This is a genomic window from Streptosporangium sp. NPDC004379 (assembly GCF_042873875.1).
Taxonomy (GTDB): Bacteria; Actinomycetota; Actinomycetes; order Streptosporangiales; family Streptosporangiaceae; genus Streptosporangium.
This window is the reverse complement of record NZ_JBIAMC010000015.1, coordinates 162,905-178,809: the sequence shown is the minus strand read 5'-3', so window position 1 is coordinate 178,809 and position 15,905 is coordinate 162,905. Positions and strand designations below refer to the sequence as shown.

Genomic DNA, 15,905 nt, shown 5'->3' with positions numbered 1-15,905 from the left:
GCTCAGTCCCGCTCGGGCCGGACGCCCGTACCGTCCTCGGCGCTCTCGCCGTCCGTGCCGCCTTCGCCGCCTTCGCGGTCGCGCCGCCCGGCGGACCAGGCTCCGGCGTCCCGGCTGTAGCGGATCAGCGACCGGGCGAACCGCAGGCGCTCGGCCGGCTCCCACGCCGCGGTGATGTGTTCGAAGACCTCACGCTGCGCGGAGGCGAAGCGGCGGCGCTCGGCCTCGCCGGCGGCGGTGAGCTCCAGCACGGTGCGCCGCCCGTCGGCCTGGGAGACGGCCCGCCGCAGCAGCCCGTCGGCGATGCAGGCGGCGACCGTACGGCTGGCGACGGGCTGGGTGACCCCCATCTCCCCGGCCAGGCCGCCGACCGTCATCTCCCCGGCCGCGTCGGCGACCACGTTCAGGACGAGGTTGCGCGTGAGATCCGCGCGCCCGCCCGCGGTGCGCCGCCGCAGCCGCGACAGCGCGGGCCCGACCTGGTCGAGAAGGGCGTCTTCGGCCTCCGGGGACGGTGCGGAGCTGCTCATGCGGCCATCCTAGGGAACACCGGCCGCCACGCATACCCATACCATGAAGCATGCACATAGCTTTAGGTATATATTCGGGGTGTCCGTGCTCAAGGATCGAGGTAGACGATGTCCATGACCGCCATCACCGGCGCCCGGGTCTTCGACGGCGACAAGACGCTCGGCGTGACCACCGTGCTCATCGAGGACGGGCGGATCGCCCGCGTCGGCGGGCAGGCCCCGCCCGGCGCCGAGATCGTCGACGGCCGCGGGGCGACGCTGCTGCCCGGCCTGATCGACGCCCACGTCCACACCGGCCCGGGCACCCTGGCGCTGGCCCTGCGGTTCGGCGTGACCACCGAACTGGAGATGCAGGGCACCCACACCCGCGGCAACCGGGCCCGCATCAGCGACGACGACACCGTCGCCGACGTGCGCTCCAGCGGCTTCGCCATCACCCCGCCGGGCGGCCACCCCAGCGAGCTGTTCCCCGAGGGCTTCCGCCCCGGCCCGCCCGCGGGCACGAAACCGGCAGGGCCGCCCCCGCTCATGCCGTTCTCCACCACCCCGCAGGAAGCCGCCGCGTTCGTCCCCCGGCTCATCGAAAACGGCTCCGACTACATCAAGTTCATGGTCGACGACGGCAGCATCGAAGGCCACCCCGGCCTGCCCATGCTGGACCAGGCCACCCTGAACGCCGGCGTCGCCGAGGCAAAAAGGCACGGCGTGCTCACCGTCGCCCACACCCTGACCGCGCAGACCACCCGCATGGCCCTCGAGGCGGGCATCGACGGCCTGGCCCACCTGTTCATGGACCGCCCCCACACCGAGGAGATCATCGGCCTCATCAGGGACGCCGGCGTGTTCGTCGTCCCCTGCGTCGTGCTGAACGCCTCCATGATGGGCATCACCGGCGCCGCCCTCGCCGACGACCCGCGCGTCGCCTCCCGCCTGGACGCCGGCTGGGACGAGACCCTGCGCTCCTGCTACGGCCACCACCCCCAGGGCAGGATCGACGACGTCCTGGCCACCGTCAAAGCCCTCGATGAGGCCGGCGTGGACCTGCTGGCCGGCACCGACGCCGCCCTGCCCCTGCCCTTCCTCGGCGGCGTCGCCCACGGCGCCAGCCTCCACCACGAACTGCAGTACCTGGTCCGCGCCGGCCTCACCCCCGTCCAGGCCCTGCGCGCGGCCACAGCCACCCCCGCCCGCCGCTTCGGCCTCGACGACCGCGGACGCGTCGCCGAGGGCCTGCGCGCCGACCTCCTCCTCGTCGACGGCGACCCGGCCACCACCATCTCCGACACCCTCAACACCCGGGCCGTCTGGCGCCGCGGCTCCCGTCCGGCGGCCTGACCCCGCCCGCCGTCCCTTCCGGCCGGGCGGCCCGCCGGTGACGCCCCCCACCCGGGCGTCTACGCGTCCGGGAAGCGGGCCAGCTCGTCCACGGCCCTCTCCAGCGCGGCGTGGACACCACGTTCCAGCATGGTCTGATAGGCCGGGTCTCCTGCCGCCGCGATGCGCCGGATGCCCTGCGCCGAGGCGCTCACCCGCTGCCGGACGATGTCGACGAACCGCCCGGCCGGTCCGTTCCAGCCGTAGGCGTCGAGAAACAGCCGCAGCCTCCGGGGCCTGTCCGCGAACGCGGTGAAGCCCTCCGCCGCCACGACGTCGCGGGCGTGCAGCGGCACCCAGGCGAAGGCGGTGAAGGCGAGGTCCCACTCCGGTGTGACGGGAGCGGCGAAATCCCAGTCGAAGAAGCCGGTAAGGCGTCCATCGGCCCAGGCCGCGTTGTAGGGGGCCGCGTCGTTATGGCCGACGATCATGCCGGGCCGCCAGGTCCCTCCCTCGCGCCAGACCGCGTCCGCAGGAGGGACGAAGGTCGCCACGGCCGCGTGGAAGTCACGAAGCCAACGACCCACCTGGCAGAGCGCGTCCTCACCGTGCACCCAGCCGGGCCACGGCCGTACGGTCCCGACCGTTTCGCCGGGCAGGAAGGAGAGCACCTCCCGGCCTCGATCGTCGAATCCCAGCGCGCGCGGAGCCCCGTCGAACCCGGCGGCCTCCAGATGCCGCAGGAGCGCGTGCACGGAGGGCGTCCACGGACCGGCGACACGGCGGACGGTGTCCCCGGCCCGAACCGCTCCGCCGGTGTTCCCTCCGGGAAGGCGATGCTCTTCGATCACGGCTTCATCCTGACGTACGGCGTGACCGCGTTCCAGCCGGGCGGGGGCCGCCCGTCGGCCGGGCGGGCGGCCCCCGCCGCACCCGGCGGGAAAGGAGCCGCCCCCGCCACCGGCCTCACCACGCCGCAGGAGGCCCGCGCCCTGCGCGCCGCCCCGCCCCCGCCGCGGCCGCGCCGCCCGGCGGAGCGGGCTCCGGCGTCCCGGCTCAGCGGCCCCCGGCACCCTCCGCCGCCGCGGGATCGGCGCCGGCCAGCTCCAGGAACGCCGCGGCCGCCGGCGACGGCCGAAAGTCCCAGATCAGGTACTCGGCCCGCGTGGGGGCGTCGCGGAGCCGGACGACGCCCAGATCGGCGAACCGCGGCGCGTACGCGGCCGGCAGCATGCCCACCCCCAGGCCCTGCCGTACCAGGTCCACCATGAACTCCGCCGAGGACACCTCGAACGGCACCTCGCGTCGCACCCCCGCGGCCGCGAACGCCTCATCCGACTGCAGCCGCCCGGCGTGGCCGGCGCGGAAGTCGACGAACGGCTCATCGGCCAGGCCGCGCAGGTCCACCTCACCGCCCGCCAGCGGGTGCTCCGGCGCCACCACCGCGACCAGCTCGCCCGTGCCCAGCCGCAGGCCGCGCACCCCCCGGGGCCGCGCGCGCGGCGGCAGGCCGAGGAACGCCGCATCGAGGCCGCCCCTGCGGACCTGCTCGACGAGTTCCTCGCTGCCCGCCGAGACGAGCGTGATGTGCACCCGCGGGTGGCGCCGGCGGTAGTCCCGCAGCGCGGCCGGCAGGTCGACGGCCGTGACCGTGGGGATCGCACCGACGGCCAGCCGCCCGCGGATCTCCCCGCTCGCGGCCGCCACGTCGGCCCGCGCCCGCGCCGCGGCCTCCAGGCACGCCCGCGCCGCGGGCAGGAACGCCTCCCCGGCCGGCGTCAGCCGCACCCGCCGGCTGGTCCGCTCGAACAACCGGGCGCCCAGTTCCCGCTCCAGGGCGGCGACCTGGTGACTGAGCGCCGACTGCACCACATGGCAGCGCTCGGCCGCCCGGGTGAAGTTGCCGATCTCGGCGACCGCCACGACATACCTCAGCTGCTGCAACTCCACCCACCCATCATGAACCACGATCGATCACGATGAAAACCATGTGTTGGACTCATCGATCGGGTGTCGCGCACCCTTGACCCCATGACGCACACCCCGCGGCACGCCCCCGCCCCCGTCCCCGCTGTCGCGGCCCCCGCCCGGCTTCCCCGCTCCCTGCTGCTGCTGATGTCGGCGGCCACCGGCCTCGCGGTCGCCGGCAACCACTTCGCCCAGCCGCTGCTGGAGGTCATCGGCCGCCAGCTCGGGCTGAGCACCACCATGGCCGCGCTGATCGTGACCGCCGCCCAGGGCGGCTACGCCCTCGGCCTGATCCTCCTGGTCCCCCTGGGCGACCTGGCCGAACGCCGCCGCCTCAGCGTCGGCCTGCTCGCGGCCACCTCGGTGTTCCTCCTGGTGTCGGCCAGCGCGCCCAGCGGCGCGCTGCTGCTGGCCGGCACCGCGCTGACCGCGCTCACCTCGGTGGCCGCGCAGGTCGTCGTCCCCTACGCCGCCACCCTCGCCGCACCCGGCGAACGCGGCCGCGTCGTGGGCACCGTCATGACGGGACTGCTGCTCGGCGGCCTGCTGGCCCGCACCGCGGCCGGCACGGTCTCCGCACTCGGCGGCTGGCGGACGATCTACTGGCTCAACGCGGTCCTCGTCGCGATCGCCGCCGCCCTGCTGTGGCGGTTCCTGCCCCGCCTGCACACCCCCCTCGGGCTGTCGTATCCGGCGCTGCTGCGCTCGACGCTGGCGATGTTCCGCCACGAGCCGCTGCTGCGGTGGCGGGCCGGAATCGGCGCACTGTCGTTCGCCGCGTTCAGCGCGCTGTGGACGGCGCTGACCTTCCTGCTGACCGGCCCGCCGTACGGCTGGCACGAGGCGGCCGTCGGCGCCCTGGGCCTGGCCGGCATCGCCGGGGCGATCGCCACCCCGATCGCGGGCCGGCTGGCCGACCGCGGACGGGTGCAGCAGGTCAGCGGCATCGCCGCCGCGCTGCTGACGCTGTCGTGGCCCCTGATCGCCGCCGGGGCCCTGTCGCCCGTCCCGCTCGTCGCCGGGCTCGTGCTGTTCACCGCGGCCCAGCAGGCGCTGCTGAACGCCGGCCAGAACGTCATCTACGCCCTCGCCCCCGAAAACCGCAACCGGCTCAACTCCGCCCTCATGACCGCGTTCTTCCTCGGCGGCGCCGCCGGCCCGCCCCTGGCCTCACTCGCCTGGACCCACGCCGGCTGGAGCGGCGTCAGCCTGCTCGGCGCCGCCCTGTCGGCCGCGGCCCTCACGCTGTGGGCTCTGGAACGCCTCCGGGCGGCAGCCGGGCGGACAGGCTCCGACCGGCCCCGGGCCTGACCGCGGGGGTGCTGAACGAGATCCAGACGTCAGGAGGCAGGTCCGGCCGGCCTGGTACCCGTCTGCGTTCCTCAGCCCATGCGTCACCGGCGATCTTCGTGGCGACGCGACGCCAGAAGTGCACCGCGGCCGTGTCGGCGTCCTGAAACGCGACTTCCCACGAACTCGGGTGCCTGGCCACGATCTCCTGGACGGCGTGCAGCCCGATCCCCGCCCGCCGTGCGCCGCGCACCACGAAAAGCTGTTCAGCACGCGCGTCGGGCCGGTCGAACCGCGGACGAACGCGAAACCGGCAGGGCTGTCACCGCTCGTCAACAGGTACGGCGCCCAGTCGGGCTCGGAGAAGGCCATATGGAGCCGATCGTTGCGGAAGGTTCCGTCGGCGTCGGGCAGCAGACCATGGAACTCCGACATGTCATGGCGGAACATCAGCCACAGCCGCTCCACCACGGGACGGTCGGCGATACCTGCGAGGCGAACGGACACATCCGGCACGAGACTCCTTTGCAGGGGTGGTCAACTTTGCAGGGGTGGTCAACGAGCGAGCGCCGCATGCCCGGATCGGCGATGCCCGGTCCCGGGAGGACACCCGTATGATCAGCGCCGGTCCCGGATGAGCGGCCCCGGAGCATGAAAAAAGCCTCCCCGGCGGATGGTCGTATCCGGGCCGGGAAGGCTCACTGCTGACGGAGATCTCAGCAGGTGGGTGCGCGGACCCGCCCTTCACGTGCCCACGGGCACGAGTCCGGGCGCGGGGGAGCTGACGTGAGGCCGCCTGACATGCCCGGCTAAGCGTTGATCGACGCGGCCGACCTGGCGGCCTGCTCGACCTTCGCGCGGTAGGCCGCGCGGGCCTCCTCGTCGATCCGCCCCTCGTGTTCGGGGCGCAGCCCGGTCCGGCCGTCGAGTCCTTCGCGCAGGATGTCGGCGTGCCCGGCGTGCCGGGTGGACTCGACGAGGACATGGACCATGATGGCGAACAGGTTCGTGTGCCGGGCCGGCGTCGACTCCGGCCACCACGGCACGCGGCCGGGGGCGTCGAGGGGAAGGCCGTTGATCGTCGCATCCGAGTGTTCCCAGGTGCGCCGGTAGAACCCGATGATCTGTTCGCGGGTCTCGTCCCCGGCCGCCCACAGATCGCCACCGTCGGAGTCCTGCCACCGGGGCAGGGGTTCCGGGGACGGGCGGTCGAAGACCTCGCCGAAGTACCTGGCCTCGATGGTGGCCATGTGTTTGACCAGGCCGAGGAGGTTGGTCCCGGTCGCCGTCAGAGGCCGGCGGGCATCGTATTCGGACAAGCCGTCGAGTTTCCACAGCAGCGCCCCGCGGTCCCGCCGCAGTCTCTCGTGCAGGTTGTCCTTCGCGAATTCACCGATCATGCGGCGTGAGCCTACCCTCACCAGGGTTCGGTCCCCGGCCGCGCCGCTCGACGACGCCCTGGCGATCCCGGCACGGCGCAAGACCCGCCGCGAGTACGTGAACCGCGTCACCGCCCTCGGAACCCCGGCCTGACCACGATCATCTGCTCGGCGTCAACCGCCGTGCCGACGTTCCCCGAGCCGGCCTCCGCCTCCGCCTACGCCTCTTTCCCCGTCTCCAGCCCCAGCAGCTCCGCCAGGGCCCGCCGCCCGCCGCCGGTGACGCGCAGCGCCCGCCCCGAGCCGATCCGCACCACCCAGCCGCGCTCCAGCAGCGCCGAGCACAACGCCGCCCCCGCGGCGCCGGCCAGGTGGTGACGCCGCTCGGTCCAGTCCAGGCACGGCCGGGCCAGCGGCCGCCGCCCGGACCCCGGCAACCCCACCCCCAGACCGGTGACGAACCACTCCAGCCCCTCCCGGGTCAGGGCGAACCCGGCGTCCTGGCACAGCAGGCCCCGCGCGGTCAGCGCGTCGGTGACCGCCACCCCCAGCCGCCCGGCCAGATGGTCGTAGCAGGTGCGCGCCCCGGCCATCGCCCGCGCCGCGGCCGAGGCCCGTAACGTCACCGGCCGCCCCCCGCCCGGCCCGCCGGCGTGGGCGGCCAGGTCCTCGATGAGCTGGGCCACACCGGGATCGGCCAGCCGCACGTAGCGGTGACGGCCCTGACGCTCCTCGGCCAGCAACCCCGCCTCCACCAGCCGCGACAGGTGCTCACTGGCGGTGGAGGCGGCCACCCCGGCGCCGCGGGCCAGCTCCCCGGCGCTCCAGGCCCGCCCGTCCAGCAGCGCCAGGCAGAACCGCGCCCGGGTGGGATCGGCCAGCAGCGCGGCCAGTGCGGCGAGCGGGACGGGACCGGTGACGGTGACACTCATGCCCCCATCATCGACGGCCGGACGCCGTTACGGCGAACCCGCCCCCGCCGCCCGCCGCGACTTCCCGGCCGCCTCCGCACCGGCGCCGGCCGCGACCGTGACACGACCATGACACGACGCGGACGAACCGGGGACCCGGCCGCCCGACAGTGGACGGGACCGGCGACGGACGGCGGCGGACGGGGACGGACGGGGACGGGGACGGCGGGTCCCCGGCCGGGCGGCGAAGCCCGGCGGCATGCCGTGCGCGTCGCCGCCCGGCAACGGCCGGCCCCCGAACCGGCCCGGCCCGGCCGCCGCCGTGGCCGTCCGCCGGGCGCAGGACCCCGGCGAAAGCGATCACGAAAAGGAGAATGCCTTGGTCAACGACGGAGGATGGGATCGGCGCTCGGTGCTGCGGGGCGCCGCCGCACTGGCCGGTGCGGCCGCGGCCGTGCCGCTGCTGGGCAGCACGGCCGCGGCCGCCGCGACGACCGGAAGCGGCGACGCGGACGCGCTGTTCAAGGCCGGCAAGTTCGAGCAGGCCGCCCGCGCCTACGAGGAGATCCTGAAACAGGACCCCGCCAACCTGCACGCCGCGCGCCGGCGCGGCCACATCGCACTGCTGTCCAACCGGTTCCCCGACGCCGAGAAACACCTCAAAACCGCCGTCCAGCTGGCGCCCGGTGACAAGGAGGCCAACCGGCTCCTGGCCGACTGCTACATCCGGCAGGACAAGCTCTCCCTGTCGGCGCCGCACTGGCGGGCGGCCGGCGAGGAAAGCTACGCCACCTGGTTCGCGGCCTTCACCGGCGAGCCGTACCGGATCCACGGCGACACCGCGCGCCTGCCCTGGCAGCAGATGGACCCGATACCGCTGGTAGAGGCCTCGGTCAACGGCGGACCGGCGAAACGCTTCACCTTCTACACCGGCGCCCCCTACCTGCATGTCTCAGCGACGGTGGCCCGCGAGGCCGGGCTGAACCCCATCGTCAGCGAGAAGATCGACTACCTGGACGGCGTCGTCTGGGCGCACTACGGAGCGCTGGACTCACTCAGACTGGGCGGCATCGAACTACGCGACGTCCCCGTGAGCTGGTCGTCGACCGAGTCGGGCGCGGACGTCGACACCGACTCCGACGGCATGATCGGCATATGGGTCCTCTACCACCTGCTGACCACCTTCGACTACGCGGGCCGCCAGCTGATCCTGCGCCGCCGGACCCCCGAGACGGCCGCCGAGGCACGCGCCGCCGCCGCACGGGCGGGCGCCGGACCCCTGCCGATGTGGCTGACCCGTGAGAACTCGCTGCACAGCCGGGGCAGCCTCGCCGGCCTCACCGCCTCCGGCCCGCAGGTGGTGGGCACGCTCTTCGGCGGGCAGGGCGAGGTCGCCGCGGTCGTGCTCGGCGATACGTCCGAGCGGCTGCGGATCCGCACCGACCGCGACCGCCCGGTCGAGACCTTCGCCGGCAGCCACCCGGCCGTCGCCTACCCCTGCTACCCCAAGGAGATCCGCCTCGGCGACGCCACCGCCAGGGAGGTCTACTGCTACGCCAACCCGGACGCGCCGCTGGCCCCCAACGGGTTCGACGTGCCGGTCGCCTTCTTCCACTGCTTCCACAAACCCAGCACCGCCACCCTCGACTTCACCGACATGAACCTCTACTACATCGCCCGCGGCAAGGCCGCCTGAGCACCCCGACCGCACGCAGCGGCGCCTCCTGCCGGTTAGCCCCCCCGGGGGGAGGGGGAGGGAGGGCCGGTACGGCCTCCCCCTCGAGGAGGCCGTACCGGCAAAGAGCGGGAGCCACTCCCGATGCCGGCCACTGTCACCCGGCTCCCCGGCCCGGCCACGGCCGGTCCCGGCCCCGGCCCCGGCCCCGCGGCACGCCGGCCACCGCCGCCGGAGAGCCGGGCGACCCCGGGGCCGAGAGGTCCCTGCCCCCTCGGCCCCGGTGGCGGCTCACCCCGCCGCGGCGCGCCGCTCGTAGCGGGCGCGGGCCAGCCGGTGGGCCTGCGACAGCAGCTCCCGCAGCACCCGCGCGGTACGGGGACCCGGGTTCACCACCGCCAGCCACGACTGGGCCCCGTAGAGCGGGTGGGCGATCACGGTGTCCTCGGCGTCACCGCCACCGCCATCGCCGCCCGGGCCCTCACCCCCGCCGGACCGGGTCCCGCCGCCCGGTCCGGAGTCCGCCCCGGACCGGGCGGCGGGACCCGGCTCGCGCGGCGCGTGACCGCTCCAATGGACGAACGCCTCCCTGCCGGCGGCGACGTTCACCCGGAAGGCGCCCGGCCGCTCCAGGCGGGAGGTCTCGTCCTCGGGGTAGTTCTTCGTCACGATCGTCGCGAAGGGCTGGACGGTCGTCGGCACGACGCCGTCGGGGGAGTAGTAGAAGAACGCATCCCCCCAGACCAGCTCGGGGGTGCCGTCGCCGGGCTGCGGCCTGACGGCCAGGACGCCCTCCAGGCCGCTCACGAAGTCGATGATCTCATCCATGGTCATGCCTTCAAGCGTCACATTAAAGTGCTTGTGGAGACTTCACCGCATGCCACCAGGGGTTCCACGATGCCAAGCCGCGAATCACCCGAAATGCGTACCGTGGACGTCGCGCGGCGCTGCGGCTACTCCGTCCAGCAGGTGCGCAACCTCGAGCGCGACGGCGTGCTGCCCCCGGCGGCCCGCTCGGCCGCCGGCCACCGCCTCTACAGCGGCGTCCACCTCGCCTCGGCACTGGCCTACCGGGCCCTGGCCGCCGGCGCGGGCCCCGCCGAGGCCAGGAGAATCGTCCGGGCCGCCCACCGCTCACCCGCCTCGGAGGCGCTTGCCCTGCTCGACGCGGCGCACGCCCGGCTCGACGCCGAGCGCACCCGGCTGAGGCGGGCCCGCGAGGCCGCCCGGGAGATCTCCGCCGAACCGATCGGCGACGTGCGCGCCGGCGACGCGATGAGCGTCTCCGAACTCGCCGCCGCCCTGGGCGTGCGGGCCTCGACACTGCGGCACTGGGACGCCGAGGGCCTCGTCGTGCCCGACCGCGACCGCGCGGCGCGCCGCTACACCCCCGCCCAGGTCCGCGACGCCCGGATCGTCCACCAGCTGCGCGCCGCCGGATACCGCATCGCGCCGCTGCGGGCCCTGATGCCGCAGCTGCGTGAGCCGGGCGGCCGGCAGGACGTCACCGCCGCGCTGGACGCCCGCGACGCCGCCGTCACCGCCCGCTCCAGGGCCCTGCTCGACGGCGCGGCCGCGCTCGTCACCCTGGTCGCCCCCACCGGGACGCCGCGCACCCTGCCCGCGTGAAGTGCACGCGGACCGAAGGAGCGTGCACTCACGCGTAACGACAGACAGCACCGCGGCAGGCAGCCTTCGAAGGAAGCAGGAGAAACGTTCCGCAAAGGAGAACCGCCCATGTCGCAGCGAACGCAGGCCCGCTCCGCCCGCCGTCTTCCCCGCAACGGGGGAATCCACACGAAGGCCGTCACACCGAGGCGTCTGGCCGCCCTCGGCGCCGCGATCGCGCTGATACCCGTCCTGGCGGCCGGCCCGGCCCAGGCGTCCTCCGCCGGCGCCGCCCGCCACGCGGCGGCGGTCCGTGGCGTCCACGTCTACGACGACACCGGCTTCTCCGGCCCGAACACCTGGCTCAACGGGGACGTCGGCAAGTGCTACTACGTCGGGTCGGGCTGGAACGACAGGATCAACTCCGCCCGCACCGAAAGCAGCCGCCTGGTGGAGCTGTGGGACAACTACGACTGCACCGGGGGAGCGATCGTCGTCGACAGAAGCGGCTACGGATCCATCGGCAACTGGGTCAGCGCCTACCGCATCCGCTAGCCCGGGGATCGGCCGGCCTTCGAGGAGGATCGCACCCGGTCCTCCTCGAAGGCCGCAGAAGGCGCACCGCGCACCGGGGAGCGCGGCCGGGAGGGCGGCGCGGACAGGACGCGGGCCGCACCGCGGCACCGCCGCCGGTCTACCCGCCGGTCAGCCCGGCGGCCCTTCCGCGCGCACCGCGGCGCACCGCTGCCGGAACCGGCGCGGGGACACACCGTAGGCGCCGCGGAAGGCCTGGCTGAAGTGCTGGAGGTTGGTGAACCCCCACCGGGCCGCGATCGCGGTGATCGTGCGCTCGGCCAGCAACGGCTCAGCCAGGTCGCGCCGGCACCGCTCCAGGCGCCGCTCACGGATCCAGCCGGCGACGGTGTGCTCCTCATCGCGGAACAGTTGATGCAGGTAGCTCACCGAGATGTGATGGGCCGCGGCGACCGCGGCCGGGGTCAGACGGGCATCGCCCAGGTTCGCCAGGATGAACGCACGGATCCGGGCGAGCAACACGCGCCGCCGGCCGCCCGGAGGCACCGCGCCGCGGGCCTCCAGGGCGCCGGCCAGCGCGGCGGACACGACGTCGAGGGTCAGGGCGGAGACCCGCATCGCCTCGGCCGGGCTGAACTCTTCCAGGCGCCGGGCCAGCTGCAGCAGGAACTGCGAGGCCAGCGCGCCGACACCCCGATCACCCCGGATGCGCAGCGGGCCGAGCCCCCGCAGGTCCCGCTCGGGCAGCGCCAGCGCCGAACCCGGGAACTGCAGCGACAGCACCTGGCCGCCCGCGGGGCCCTCCGCCCCGAACCCGGTCAGGTAGGGGTGCGAGCTGTCACGGAGCATCAGGTCCCCGACCCGCAGATCCGCCTGCCGGCCGGCCTGCTCGGCGACGGCGTGACCGCGCACGACGCAGGTCACCAGAAAGGTCCCGGGATCGGACCGGCGGATCAGCCGGGGCGTGCGCCGGATCGTCAGCGACGGCGCGGTCAGCACGCTCACCTGAAGGGGCCCGAACCCGCCCAGAGCGACCCGCGCCTGGAACGCCCCTTCCAGACCCGGTTCGCAGTGCGCGTCCAGCGGCATCCACGTCTTCGCGCTCATCTCACGCCAGAAGGCGAACCGCTCCTCCACCGGGACCTCGGCGAAGCCGACCACGTCCATGGTTTCTCCCCATCGAAGCGCCGCTGCGGATCCGACCCAGCATCACCCGGCCAAGCCCCCGCGCACAACACCCGCCTGCGACGCCCGCCACGGCCGTCACGCGGAAAGGCCCGGCCGCGCCCACCCCGCCGGAGCCGATGACACCCGGCCACACGGCCACACCGGCAGCCGGCACCGTGGCCCACGACAGCCATCCACGACAGCCGGCCCGGCCGCCCCCCCGCCGGGGGGGCGCTCACACCGGCAGCTCGAAGATGTGATCCAGCGCCGTCACCTGGAACAGATGCCGCAGATACGACGTCAAAGCGACGATCCGCAGACCCGCCTCCTGCTCCCGCGCGACGTTGTAGACGTTGATCAAAGCGGCCAGGCCGGAGGAGTCGATGAAGTCGAGCCCCGACAGATCCAGGTCGAGCCGGCCCACCCCGCCGCCCAGCGCCTCCTGCGCCGCGGCGACCAGCTCGGCCGCGGTGTCGTAGTCCAGGTCGCCGGTGAGCGCCAGCAGCACGGCGCCCGGCTCGCGGCTTCGCACCTCGGTGCGCAGCGGGGTCTTCTCCAGCATCTGGCGTCAGTTCTCCAACTCGCTGTGGCCGCCGTCCGCGGCGGCGATACCGCACCGCAGGATACGGCGGGCCCGGGGAAAGTCTCGCAGCTCATCGTGGAACAGGCGCAAGCCGCCGCTCAGCGCCCGCCCCGGCACCCCCCGCGCCCCCAGCACCCCGGCCGTCCAGGACACGAACCCGGCGAACAACTCATCGTCATCGACGTACAGGGCCGCTCCCAAAAAGTCCAGGATGTGGGCCAGATCGTCGGCGGTGGCCTCCAGCTGCGCCGGATCGTAGGCCGCCATCGGCGGGAAGGCGGCCACCATCTCGCTCATCACCGTCTGCAGCAGCTGCGCCCGCCGCCGCGTCAGATGCGTGTACTCCTCATCGTCCAGGTGGGCCAGCGCCACCGCGGGGGAGGGGAACGACGGCAGGCACCCCTCGGCCAGCAGGTCGGCCGCGGCGTCGGCACTGGGCGCCCAGGCGTCGGCGCCCAGCAGCCGCGCGAACCGGCCGTCGGCGCCGAACCCCGCCCCGCCGGCCAGCACCGGCACCCCCACCGCCTGGCAGGCGCCGATCATGGCGTGCGCCCGCGGCAGCCGCAGCGCCAGCGCGCACCCCAGCGCCACCGCGTCCGGCCCCGTCTGATGCAGATGGGTGATCAGATGCGGGCCCGGCACCGACGCGCCCAAAAAGTCGACGTGCCAGCCGCGCAGCCGCAGCACCTCCGCCAGCAGCCGCGTGGGCAGCGCGTGGTACTCGCCGTCGGTGCAGGCCACCGTGATGCGCCCCAGGTGCGGCCGGGGCCGCACCCGCGCGGCGACCGCCGCCACCGCCCGCTCGCTGATCGCCGTGGCGGCGTGCTCACGCGCCACCGACCAGTCGTTGGCCGCCCACAGCTCACCCACCCGCCGCTGCGCCGGGGCGATGAGGTCCAGCAGCACCCGCTCGGCCGGCACCCCGGCCTCCAGCAGCTCCAGCACCACATCCACCGCGCCGAACTCGTCGGCGCGGCCGATGTGGCCGAAATAACGCTCACCCGCGGCCCGCAGACCGGGAAAGACGGCAGTGGTGCTCATCGCGGGCCCTCCGCTCGTACGGCCAGCAGAGCCCGGTCGTCCTGGACCCGCCCGGCCAGCCACTCGGTGCTCAGCTGCTCCAGCCGCTCCACCACCGCCGAGGCCGGCATGCCCGCGCACCCGGCCAGCGCCGCCTTCAGCCGCTGCCCGCCGTACATCTCCCGGCCCGACGGGCCGCCGAACGCCTCGGTGATGCCGTCGCTGTACAGCAGGCACACCTCACCCGGCGCCAGCTGCACGGTGACCGGCTCCAGCAGGATCCGGCGCATCGCCCCCAGCATCGAACCGCGGGAGACGACCTCGGTGACCGTGCCGTCGGCGCGCAGCACCAGCGGCGGCGGATGCCCGGCCACCGCCAGCTCCAGCCGCACCCCGCCGCCGCCGTCGGCGGCCAGGGAGCCCAGCACCAGCGTGACGAAGGAGTTCGGCACCGGCGAGGCCAGCAGGCAGCGGTTCAGCAGCTCCACCAGAGGCCCGGGCCGGCGCTCCAGCAGCGCCAGCGCCCGCAGCGACTGACGCACCTGCCCGGCCAGCACCGCCGCCCGCGGCCCCTTGCCGCACACGTCCCCCAGCATCAGCAGCGCCTCACCCCGCGCCGTACCGGCCGGCTCCCCGCCGGGTGCGGCGTCCTCGGGCGGGCAGACGTCGTAGAAGTCACCGCCGACCAGGCTGGTCTGCAGGGCCGCCCGCAGCGACCCCGCCAGCTCCGCCCCGGGCGGCTGCGGCAGATGCGGCGGCAGCAGCCCCCCGGTCAGGATCGCGTTCGTCGCCCCCTGCTCCTGGTACAGCGCCGCCGCCGAGATCGCCGCGCCCGCCCGGGAGGCGAAGACCCGCACCAGCGTCTCGGTCTCCTCATCGAACGGCTCACCGCCTGCGCCGCGGGCCAGGATCAGCGCCCCGGCCGGCACCCCGTTGCCCGGCAGCGGCGTCACCAGCAGGTGCGCGGCGGCGCCGAACCCCTCCGGCAGCAGCCACTGCGGCACCTGCGCCGGATCCAGCCACCGGCTGGGCACCGGCGGGAAACCCGCCAGCGCCTCGGTCAGGCCCGGCACCTGGGCGACCTCGGCCGCCCCGATGACCCCCTCCTGCAGGACCGGCCGGCCCGGCACCGACCGCAGCCACGGCGCCTGACGCCGCGCCGCGGGCGGCAGCACCACCATGGCGACGTCGGCCAGGAACGGCGAGGCCAGCTCCACCGCGGCGCGGGCGCAGCGGCGCGGATTGAGCGAGGAGGCCAGACGGCGCCCGGCCTCCAGCAGGAAACCGGTGCGCCGCCGCTCGGCCAGCAACGCCTCGGTGCGGTCACGCTCGACGGTGACGTCCCGCAGATACCAGGCGCGGTGGCCCATCCCGAAGGACTCGCGCCGCACCAGCAGCCGCCGCCCGCCGTGCACCGCCTCGCGGCCCTCGCCCTCGGGACATCCGGCATCGAACAGGCCGGCCTCCGTGGAGGCGGCCTCCGTCCCCGGCAGTACGGCCGGCAGCAGCCGCGCCGCCGCGGCGTTGCGCGCCACCACCGTCCCCGCGGCGTCGCACAGGACCACCCCTTCGCCGCAGGCGTCCACGACGGCGCGCAGCAGCGCCTCATCCGGCGCCCGCGCCGCGACGTCGTGGAAACCCCCCGGCGGATCGCCGCACACACCGGTGCGCAGGCCGCCACGGGCATCACCGTGCGCGTCGCCGTACAGGCCGGCGGAGGCCTCACCACCTGCGGCGCCGGCGCCCCGGCCGGCGGACCGAGCTGCGGTCATCACCCAGACCTTCCGACAGACCTTCCGAATCGAGCGGTCAAACCACCCTATCCTCCGCACCGTCCCGGCGGGCCCGCCGGCCACCCTCCGTCACCGACCGCCGCACCACCGCGGGCCCCTGTGCACCCCCGCGCACCGTCTCGGCCCCGTGCCC

The 15,905-nt window shown here is 74.8% G+C and carries 16 protein-coding genes; 6 read left to right on the top strand and 10 right to left on the bottom strand.

Features of this window, described 5'->3' with window-relative positions:
• Positions 1–2: 2 nt before the first annotated feature.
• On the bottom strand, positions 3–530 hold the full coding sequence (locus ACFYSC_RS28530) for a MarR family winged helix-turn-helix transcriptional regulator (protein WP_389967829.1): 528 nt from the start codon (positions 528–530) through the stop codon (positions 3–5).
• Positions 531–638: 108 nt separating this feature from the next.
• Between ACFYSC_RS28530 and ACFYSC_RS28525 the strand changes: the two genes are divergently transcribed.
• Positions 639–1,865: an amidohydrolase family protein gene (locus ACFYSC_RS28525; RefSeq protein WP_389967827.1), complete on the top strand. Its 1,227-nt coding sequence runs from the start codon at positions 639–641 to the stop codon at positions 1,863–1,865.
• Positions 1,866–1,924: 59 nt separating this feature from the next.
• On the opposite strand, the gene ACFYSC_RS28520 is transcribed toward ACFYSC_RS28525, so the two are convergent.
• Both ACFYSC_RS28520 and ACFYSC_RS28515 read right to left on the bottom strand, forming a co-directional pair.
• Entirely contained in the window at positions 1,925–2,695 is a 771-nt protein-coding gene (locus ACFYSC_RS28520) for a phosphotransferase (RefSeq protein ID WP_389967825.1), read from the bottom strand.
• 205 nt (positions 2,696–2,900) lie between these two features.
• Positions 2,901–3,794: a LysR family transcriptional regulator gene (locus ACFYSC_RS28515; protein WP_389967823.1), complete on the bottom strand. Its 894-nt coding sequence runs from the start codon at positions 3,792–3,794 to the stop codon at positions 2,901–2,903.
• An 81-nt stretch (positions 3,795–3,875) separates the two neighbouring features.
• Here ACFYSC_RS28515 and ACFYSC_RS28510 point away from each other — a divergent pair, with 81 nt between their 5' ends.
• Positions 3,876–5,123 carry an MFS transporter gene (locus tag ACFYSC_RS28510; RefSeq protein WP_389967821.1) on the top strand — a complete coding sequence of 416 codons (1,248 nt, stop codon included), beginning with the start codon at positions 3,876–3,878 and terminating at the stop codon, positions 5,121–5,123.
• Between the two features lie 788 nt (positions 5,124–5,911).
• Here ACFYSC_RS28510 and ACFYSC_RS28505 read toward each other — a convergent pair.
• Positions 5,912–6,502: a DinB family protein gene (locus tag ACFYSC_RS28505; RefSeq protein ID WP_389967819.1), complete on the bottom strand. Its 591-nt coding sequence runs from the start codon at positions 6,500–6,502 to the stop codon at positions 5,912–5,914.
• Between ACFYSC_RS28505 and ACFYSC_RS28500 the strand changes: the two genes are divergently transcribed.
• Positions 6,501–6,635: a hypothetical protein gene (locus ACFYSC_RS28500; protein ID WP_389967817.1), complete on the top strand. Its 135-nt coding sequence runs from the start codon at positions 6,501–6,503 to the stop codon at positions 6,633–6,635. The two genes, ACFYSC_RS28505 and ACFYSC_RS28500, sit on opposite strands and share 2 nt — an antisense overlap.
• Before the next feature lie 64 nt (positions 6,636–6,699).
• On the opposite strand, the gene ACFYSC_RS28495 is transcribed toward ACFYSC_RS28500, so the two are convergent.
• On the bottom strand, positions 6,700–7,413 hold the full coding sequence (locus ACFYSC_RS28495) for an ArsR/SmtB family transcription factor (RefSeq protein ID WP_389967815.1): 714 nt from the start codon (positions 7,411–7,413) through the stop codon (positions 6,700–6,702).
• Positions 7,414–7,771: 358 nt separating this feature from the next.
• Between ACFYSC_RS28495 and ACFYSC_RS28490 the strand changes: the two genes are divergently transcribed.
• Positions 7,772–9,088 carry a tetratricopeptide repeat protein gene (locus ACFYSC_RS28490; RefSeq protein ID WP_389967813.1) on the top strand — a complete coding sequence of 439 codons (1,317 nt, stop codon included), beginning with the start codon at positions 7,772–7,774 and terminating at the stop codon, positions 9,086–9,088.
• Positions 9,089–9,358: 270 nt separating this feature from the next.
• On the opposite strand, the gene ACFYSC_RS28485 is transcribed toward ACFYSC_RS28490, so the two are convergent.
• The gene (locus ACFYSC_RS28485) at positions 9,359–9,901 is read right to left on the bottom strand and encodes a DUF6194 family protein (RefSeq protein WP_389967811.1); all 543 of its coding nucleotides are present in this window, start codon (positions 9,899–9,901) and stop codon (positions 9,359–9,361) included.
• An 87-nt stretch (positions 9,902–9,988) separates the two neighbouring features.
• Between ACFYSC_RS28485 and ACFYSC_RS28480 the strand changes: the two genes are divergently transcribed.
• Together ACFYSC_RS28480 and ACFYSC_RS28475 are read left to right on the top strand one after the other, a co-directional pair.
• On the top strand, positions 9,989–10,696 hold the full coding sequence (locus ACFYSC_RS28480; protein ID WP_389967809.1) for a MerR family transcriptional regulator: 708 nt from the start codon (positions 9,989–9,991) through the stop codon (positions 10,694–10,696).
• A gap of 108 nt (positions 10,697–10,804) precedes the next feature.
• Positions 10,805–11,230 (top strand): peptidase inhibitor family I36 protein, encoded by a 426-nt coding sequence (locus ACFYSC_RS28475; RefSeq protein ID WP_389967807.1) that lies wholly within the window; start codon positions 10,805–10,807, stop codon positions 11,228–11,230.
• Between the two features lie 150 nt (positions 11,231–11,380).
• On the opposite strand, the gene ACFYSC_RS28470 is transcribed toward ACFYSC_RS28475, so the two are convergent.
• The 4 genes from ACFYSC_RS28470 to ACFYSC_RS28455 form a co-directional block, all read right to left on the bottom strand.
• On the bottom strand, positions 11,381–12,376 hold the full coding sequence (locus ACFYSC_RS28470; RefSeq protein ID WP_389967805.1) for a helix-turn-helix domain-containing protein: 996 nt from the start codon (positions 12,374–12,376) through the stop codon (positions 11,381–11,383).
• A 235-nt stretch (positions 12,377–12,611) separates the two neighbouring features.
• Positions 12,612–12,938 (bottom strand): STAS domain-containing protein, encoded by a 327-nt coding sequence (locus ACFYSC_RS28465; protein WP_389967803.1) that lies wholly within the window; start codon positions 12,936–12,938, stop codon positions 12,612–12,614.
• Positions 12,939–12,944: 6 nt separating this feature from the next.
• Positions 12,945–14,000, bottom strand: a complete 1,056-nt coding sequence (locus ACFYSC_RS28460) for a B12-binding domain-containing protein (protein ID WP_389967801.1) — start codon at positions 13,998–14,000, stop codon at positions 12,945–12,947.
• A complete protein-coding gene (locus ACFYSC_RS28455; RefSeq protein ID WP_389967799.1) occupies positions 13,997–15,751 on the bottom strand; it encodes a PP2C family protein-serine/threonine phosphatase in 1,755 nt (584 codons plus the stop codon). Before ACFYSC_RS28455 ends, ACFYSC_RS28460 begins: the two co-directional genes overlap by 4 nt.
• Between the last annotated feature and the right edge of the window lie 154 nt (positions 15,752–15,905).

Bases quoted from the DNA above. Each gene is read 5' to 3' on its own strand.
- ACFYSC_RS28530 (WP_389967829.1), bottom strand. From the start codon at position 530: ATGAGCAGCTCCGCACCGTCCCCGGAGGCCGAAGACGCCCTTCTCGAC.
- ACFYSC_RS28525 (WP_389967827.1), top strand. From the start codon at position 639: ATGTCCATGACCGCCATCACCGGCGCCCGGGTCTTCGACGGCGACAAG.
- ACFYSC_RS28510 (WP_389967821.1), top strand. From the start codon at position 3,876: ATGACGCACACCCCGCGGCACGCCCCCGCCCCCGTCCCCGCTGTCGCG.
- ACFYSC_RS28500 (WP_389967817.1), top strand. From the start codon at position 6,501: ATGCGGCGTGAGCCTACCCTCACCAGGGTTCGGTCCCCGGCCGCGCCG.
- ACFYSC_RS28505 (WP_389967819.1), bottom strand. From the start codon at position 6,502: ATGATCGGTGAATTCGCGAAGGACAACCTGCACGAGAGACTGCGGCGG.
- ACFYSC_RS28495 (WP_389967815.1), bottom strand. From the start codon at position 7,413: ATGAGTGTCACCGTCACCGGTCCCGTCCCGCTCGCCGCACTGGCCGCG.
- ACFYSC_RS28485 (WP_389967811.1), bottom strand. From the start codon at position 9,901: ATGACCATGGATGAGATCATCGACTTCGTGAGCGGCCTGGAGGGCGTC.
- ACFYSC_RS28480 (WP_389967809.1), top strand. From the start codon at position 9,989: ATGCGTACCGTGGACGTCGCGCGGCGCTGCGGCTACTCCGTCCAGCAG.
- ACFYSC_RS28475 (WP_389967807.1), top strand. From the start codon at position 10,805: ATGTCGCAGCGAACGCAGGCCCGCTCCGCCCGCCGTCTTCCCCGCAAC.
- ACFYSC_RS28470 (WP_389967805.1), bottom strand. From the start codon at position 12,376: ATGGACGTGGTCGGCTTCGCCGAGGTCCCGGTGGAGGAGCGGTTCGCC.
- ACFYSC_RS28465 (WP_389967803.1), bottom strand. From the start codon at position 12,938: ATGCTGGAGAAGACCCCGCTGCGCACCGAGGTGCGAAGCCGCGAGCCG.
- ACFYSC_RS28460 (WP_389967801.1), bottom strand. From the start codon at position 14,000: ATGAGCACCACTGCCGTCTTTCCCGGTCTGCGGGCCGCGGGTGAGCGT.
- ACFYSC_RS28455 (WP_389967799.1), bottom strand. From the start codon at position 15,751: ATGACCGCAGCTCGGTCCGCCGGCCGGGGCGCCGGCGCCGCAGGTGGT.